This window comes from Curtobacterium sp. MCPF17_031 (assembly GCF_003234035.1).
Lineage (GTDB): Bacteria > Actinomycetota > Actinomycetes > Actinomycetales > Microbacteriaceae > Curtobacterium.
Genome location: NZ_QKSG01000005.1, coordinates 222,408 through 228,407 on the forward strand (window position 1 = coordinate 222,408; position 6,000 = coordinate 228,407).

A 6,000-nucleotide genomic window follows, 5' to 3' on the forward strand; every position below is an offset into this window, starting at 1 on the left:
GACGGGAGGGACGGTGCCAGCCGGCACCGCGCCTCCCGTCCGTCCGTGCTCCCGTCACACTGTGCGCCACCCGAGGCCCACGGTGCTACCGTGAACCCGATGTACTCGGCACTCCTCCTCCTTCGTCGCCGCGACGAGGCCTGACAACCGGCCCACCTCGTCGCGGAGTCCGTCGTGGCCGCACCGCAACCACACCGACGAAAGCGAACCGATGCAGAACGCGCAGCGCCCCTCCGGGATGCCGACCCACAAGTACGTCCCCTTCTCCGAACAGATCACCGTCGACCTGCCCGACCGCACCTGGCCGACCAAGCAGATCGACCGTGCGCCGCGCTGGTGTGCCGTCGACCTGCGTGACGGCAACCAGGCCCTCATCGACCCGATGGACGCCGATCGCAAGCGGGCGATGTTCGACCTGCTCGTGCGCATGGGCTACAAGGAGATCGAGGTCGGGTTCCCCAGCGCCTCGCAGACCGACTTCGACTTCGTCCGCAGCCTGATCGACGAGGACGCGATCCCCGACGACGTCACGATCCAGGTCCTGACCCAGGCCCGCGAGCACCTCATCGACCGCACGTACGAGGCGATCGACGGGGCGAAGCAGGCCATCGTGCACCTCTACAACTCGACGAGCATCGTGCAGCGCGAGGTCGTCTTCCGCACCGACGTGCAGGGTGTCGTCGACATCGCCGTGGCCGGAGCGCACATGTGCAAGGCGGCGGAGGCCCGGCTGCAGCACGACACGACGGTCTACTACGAGTACTCGCCGGAGTCCTACACGGGCACCGAGCTCGAGGTCGCGGTGCAGATATGCAACGCCGTGCTCGAGGTCTTCGCGCCGACGCCCGAGCGCAAGGTCATCATCAACCTGCCCGCGACCGTCGAGATGGCGACCCCGAACGTCTACGCCGACTCGATCGAGTGGATGTCGCGGAACCTCGCCCACCGCGAGGACGTCATCCTGTCGCTGCACCCGCACAACGACCGCGGGACCGCCGTCGCCGCTGCCGAGCTGGGGTACATGGCCGGTGCCGACCGCATCGAGGGCTGCCTGTTCGGCAACGGTGAGCGGACCGGCAACGTCGACCTCGTCGCCCTGGGCATGAACCTGTTCACGCAGGGCATCGACCCGGAGATCGACTTCTCGGACATCGACCAGGTCAAGCGCACGGTCGAGTACTGCAACCAGCTGCCGGTGCCGGAGCGCCAGCCGTGGGCGGGTGACCTCGTCTACACGGCGTTCAGCGGCTCGCACCAGGACGCCATCAAGAAGGGGCTCGAGGCCCTCGAGGCCCGTGCAGCCGCCGAGGGTGTCGGCGTCGACGACGTCGTCTGGGCGGTGCCGTACCTGCCGGTCGACCCGAAGGACATCGGCCGCTCGTACGAGGCCGTCATCCGCGTCAACTCGCAGTCCGGCAAGGGCGGCGTCGCGTACCTGCTGAAGACCGACCACGCGCTCGACCTGCCCCGCAAGCTGCAGATCGAGTTCAGCGGGGTCGTGCAGCAGCGCACCGACGCGGAGGGCGGCGAGTTCACCTCTGACCGGATCTGGGACCTGTTCCACGACGAGTACCTGCCCGCCCACGTCGACGACGACAAGTGGGGTCGGTACGAGATCACGAAGACCGCCACGTCGAGCGACTTCGACGGCACGACCAAGCTGTCGGTCGCGATGCGCGTCGACGAGGGCTCGATCACGTCCGAGGCCGTCGGCACCGGTCCGATCGACGCGTTCCTCACGGTGATGAAGGAGCAGGGCGTCGCGGTCACGCTGTACGACTACTCGGAGCACACGATGAGCGCCTCGGGTGACGCGCAGGCGGCGTCCTACGTCGAGCTCGACGTCGACGGCGTCCGGCTGTGGGGCGTCGGGATCGACGCCGACATCGCGACGGCCTCGCTCAAGGCGATCGTCTCCGCGGTGAACCGCGCCGTGCGCGCGGGTGCCGCCTCGGGCGCCCCGGAGCTCGTCTCCGCCTGACCTGACCCGACCTGACCCGACCCGGGACGGGAGGCGCGGTGCGGGCCCGCACCGCGCCTCCCGTCCGTTTCGTGGTCGCCGCCAGCGTCGAGGTCGCACGTCCTGCCGTCCGGACGCCGCCGCGGCGGCAGTTCCCGCGACCTCGGCGATCACCACGCGGCGGGTCGTGCGACCTCGGCGACCTCGGCGAGCGGGCGAGCGGGCGAGCGGGCGGGGGTGTCGGCGGCGCGGGGGATACTGGGGGCATGCCGCTGTACCGGGACGAGTGCGTCGTGTTGCGCACCCACAAGCTCGGTGAGGCCGACCGCATCGTCACGATGCTCAGCCGGGAGCACGGCAAGATCCGCGCCGTCGCGAAGGGCGTCCGGCGCACCGCGTCGAAGTTCGGCTCGCGCCTCGAACCGTTCATGGTCGTCGACGCCCAGTTCTACGAGGGCCGCTCGCTCGACATCGTCACGCAGGCGGAGTCCCTCGGCGCGTACGGCGCCCGCATCGTGGCCGACTACGGCGCGTACACCGCCGCGAGCGCGATGGTCGAGACCGCCGACCGACTGAGCGAGGCGGACGCCGGCCTGCAGCAGTACCTGCTGCTCGTCGGTGCACTGCGGTCACTGTCGCGCGGTGAGCACCAGCCGAGTGCCACCCTCGACTCGTACCTGCTCCGCGCGATGAGCATCGCTGGGTGGGCGCCGTCCTTCAGCGACTGCGCCGTCACCGGGGAGCCCGGACCGCACTCGGCGTTCGTCGTGCAGCTCGGCGGGGTCGTGGCGGACTCGGCCGCGCCTCCCGGCACGCCGCGCCTGGACCCGGCGACGCTCGCCGTCCTCGGGCAGCTGCTGGCGGGGGACTGGGGCAGTGTCGACGTGACCGACGAGCGGACGAGATCACGGGCCTCCGGCGTGGTCGCGGCGTACGCGCAGTGGCACCTGGAACGATCGCTCCGTTCGTTGCCGCACGTCGACCGCACCGAGCACCCGTCGCCGCTCGCCCCGCACCCCGGTGGTGTGCCGGCGGCGGTCGCAGCGGTGCCGGCGCCCGACGTGCCGACGCCCGACGACCACGACCCCGTCCCCGGAGGAACCCGCGCATGAGCCCTCGCCCCGCCGCCGAGCCGGGTCCGTTCCTGCCCGTCGACTGGACGGGCGAGCAGCCCCCGGCGATCCCGAAGCGCTTCGTCCCGGGCCACGTGGCGATCGTGATGGACGGCAACGGCCGGTGGGCGAACCAGCGCGGGCTCACCCGCATCGAGGGGCACAAGGCCGGTGAGGCCTCACTGCTCGACGTCGTCGCCGGCGCGATCCAGATCGGCGTCACGCACGTCTCCGCGTACGCGTTCTCGACCGAGAACTGGAAGCGTTCGCCCGAAGAGGTCCGGTTCCTGATGGGCTTCAACCGCGACGTCATCCGCCGTCGTCGGGATCAGCTCGACGAGTGGGGCGTGCGGGTCCGCTGGGCCGGTCGCACCCCGAAGCTCTGGCGCAGCGTCATCGACGAGCTGCAGACCGCCGAGGAGATGACGGCCTCGAACGACGTCCTGACCCTCACGATGTGCGTCAACTACGGCGGCCGGAACGAGATCGCTGACGCGGTGCGCGGGATCGCGGACGACGTGGCGGCCGGGCGCCTGAAGCCGAGCCAGGTCACCGAGAAGACCCTGGCGAAGCGGTTGTACGTGCCCGAGTTGCCGGACGTCGACCTGTTCCTCCGCAGCTCGGGTGAGCAGCGGACGAGCAACTTCCTGCTCTGGCAGTCGGCGTACGCCGAGATGGTGTTCCTCGACCGGCTCTGGCCCGACTTCCGGCGCACCGACCTCTGGGGTGCGATCGAGGAGTACGCCAGCCGCGACCGCCGCTACGGCGGCGCGGTCGACACACCGACCGCGTAGGCACGGGAGTCGGCCGCGCGTCAGGCGAGGAGGTGTGCCGCCGACCGCACCGCTTCCAGCGCCGCCCGGACGCTCGGCACGCGCTCCGCCCCGCGGGCCACGACCACCTCGACGCGTCGGGCGAGGTCGTCGTCCACCGGGTCGACCGACACCCCCGCGGGGATGACCGTCGTCGCGAGCGCGAGCCGGGGGAGCAGCGCCACCCCGAGCCCGGCGGCGACGAGTCCCACGACCGCGGCCGCGTTGTCCGTCTCCAGGACGATCTCCGGCGTGAACCCCGCCGTCGCGCACGAGGCGAGCAGGTGGCCGCGGCACCGCGGACACCCGCCGATCCAGCGGGCGCCGCGGTGGGACGCGAGGTCCACGGCGGGGGAGCCGGCGGGGCGGACGGCATCCGGGCCTCCCGGCAGGCCGGCACCGTCCGCAGCGACCGGCGTCACCAGGGCGAGCGGGTCACGCCCGAGCGGACGGGTGACGAGCCCCGGGTCCGGGACGGCCCCGACCTCGTCGCCGGCGTAGGTGAAGGTGAGTGCGACGTCGACCTCGCCGCCACGCAGCAGATCGAGCGCCTCGGGCGGTTCGACCTCGACGTACGAGGTCGTCACGCCCGGAGCCGTCACCGCCATCCGGGCGAGCACCGCGGGCACCAGGGCGGACGAGGCACTCGGGAAGCCGGCCAACCGCACGCGCCCACGGGTGAGCCCGCCGACGGCGTCGAGGTCCTCGCGGGCGGCGGTCAGTGCAGCCTGCACGTGCAGGGCATGGTCGGCGAGCACCTGCCCGGCGTGTGTGAGGGTCGCGCCGCGTGCTCCGCGTAGGACGAGCGCGTGCCCGAGACGCTGTTCCGCCCGGGTGAGCAGCTGACTGACGGCCGGTTGGCTCGACCCGAGCGCGACGGCAGCGCGGGTGATCGACCCGCTGTCGGCGACGGCTCGGAGGACTCGGAGTAGCTGCGGGTCGATGTCGTCCATCACGCGATGTTACCCGTGGCACAACGAAGCTGCTCTGGCGTGATGGCTCCGGTGGAGGGACCCTGTCGGACATGGACTCGTTCCCCACGGACTCGTTCCCCGCCGGCCGCGGGTACCTCGCTGCGTGCACCGCCGGCCTCCCGTCGAGCGGCACCCTCGCCGCGCAACGCGCAGACCTCGACGCCTGGTCCCGTGCCGAGACCTCGCCGGCCCACTACGGCGCCCTCGTCGAGGAGGGGCGCGCGCTCTTCGCGGACCTGGTCGACGTCCCGGCAGCGCGGGTCGCGACCGGATCGCAGACCTCGGTGATGGCCGCCGTCGTCGCCGACGCCCTGCCCGACGGCGCCGAGGTGGTCGTCCCCGACGGCGACTTCAGCTCCGTCGTCTTCCCCTTCCTGGCGCAGGCACACCGCGGCGTCCGGGTCCGGAGCGTCCCCCTCGTCGAACTCGCCGCGTCGATCGGCCCGGACACCGCGCTCGTCGCCTGGTCAGCCGTGCAGTCCGCCACCGGCGTCGTCACCGACCCGGACCCGGTCGTCGCCGCGGCCCGACGCGTCGGAGCACTCACGCTGTGCGACCTCACGCAGGCCGCCGGCGTCCTCCCCGTGTCCGCCGCTCCCTTCGACGTCACCATCACCCACGCCTACAAGTGGCTCTGCGCACCCCGCGGGGTCGCCTTCATGACGCTCTCCGACACCGCGCTCGGCCGACTGCGGCCCGTGCAGGCCGGGTGGTACGCGGGGCAGGACGTCTGGTCCTCCTGCTACGGGCCCGCCATGCGGCTGGCCGACGACGCCCGCCGCTTCGACGTCTCGCCGGCCTGGCAGGCGTGGCCCGGCGGGGTCGCCGCCCTCCGGCACGCCACCTCGCTTGACGCGCATTCGACCTGGAGGCACGCCACCGGTCTCGCAGACCGGCTCTGCGACGCCCTGGGGGCGCCTCGGCAGGGGCAGCATTCGGGCGGGCAGGCGATCATCACCTTCCCGGACGCCGACGGCACCGGGCTGCGTGCGCTCACCGCCGCAGGACTCACCGCCTCGGGGCGGGCCGGACGGCTGCGGATCGCGTTCCACCTGTGGAACGACGAGGACGACGTGCGCACCGCGGCGGCGGCGCTGGCGGGGGTGGAGCCGGGCGCGTCGGGCAGGTGAGGCGTCCGGGCG

The 6,000-nt window shown here is 72.5% G+C and carries 5 protein-coding genes; 4 read left to right on the forward strand and 1 reads right to left on the reverse strand.

The window, feature by feature from the left end; all coding sequences use genetic code 11:
• Positions 1 to 211: 211 nt before the first annotated feature.
• The 3 genes from leuA (at position 212) to DEJ31_RS09815 (ending at position 3,866) form a co-directional block, all read left to right on the forward strand.
• Positions 212 to 1,981: a 2-isopropylmalate synthase gene (gene leuA, locus DEJ31_RS09805; RefSeq protein WP_111044845.1), complete on the forward strand. Its 1,770-nt coding sequence runs from the start codon at positions 212 to 214 to the stop codon at positions 1,979 to 1,981.
• Between the two features lie 245 nt (positions 1,982 to 2,226).
• Entirely contained in the window at positions 2,227 to 3,072 is an 846-nt protein-coding gene (recO, locus tag DEJ31_RS09810) for a DNA repair protein RecO (RefSeq protein ID WP_110903152.1), read from the forward strand.
• Positions 3,069 to 3,866 (forward strand): isoprenyl transferase, encoded by a 798-nt coding sequence (locus DEJ31_RS09815; RefSeq protein WP_110903153.1) that lies wholly within the window; start codon positions 3,069 to 3,071, stop codon positions 3,864 to 3,866. Before recO ends, DEJ31_RS09815 begins: the two co-directional genes overlap by 4 nt.
• A gap of 20 nt (positions 3,867 to 3,886) precedes the next feature.
• On the opposite strand, the gene DEJ31_RS09820 is transcribed toward DEJ31_RS09815, so the two are convergent.
• Positions 3,887 to 4,837, reverse strand: a complete 951-nt coding sequence (locus DEJ31_RS09820) for a LysR family transcriptional regulator (protein ID WP_111121761.1) — start codon at positions 4,835 to 4,837, stop codon at positions 3,887 to 3,889.
• 71 nt (positions 4,838 to 4,908) lie between these two features.
• On the opposite strand from DEJ31_RS09820, the gene DEJ31_RS09825 reads away from it, so the two are divergent.
• Entirely contained in the window at positions 4,909 to 5,988 is a 1,080-nt protein-coding gene (locus tag DEJ31_RS09825) for an aminotransferase class V-fold PLP-dependent enzyme (protein WP_111121762.1), read from the forward strand.
• The last annotated feature ends 12 nt before the right edge of the window (positions 5,989 to 6,000 follow it).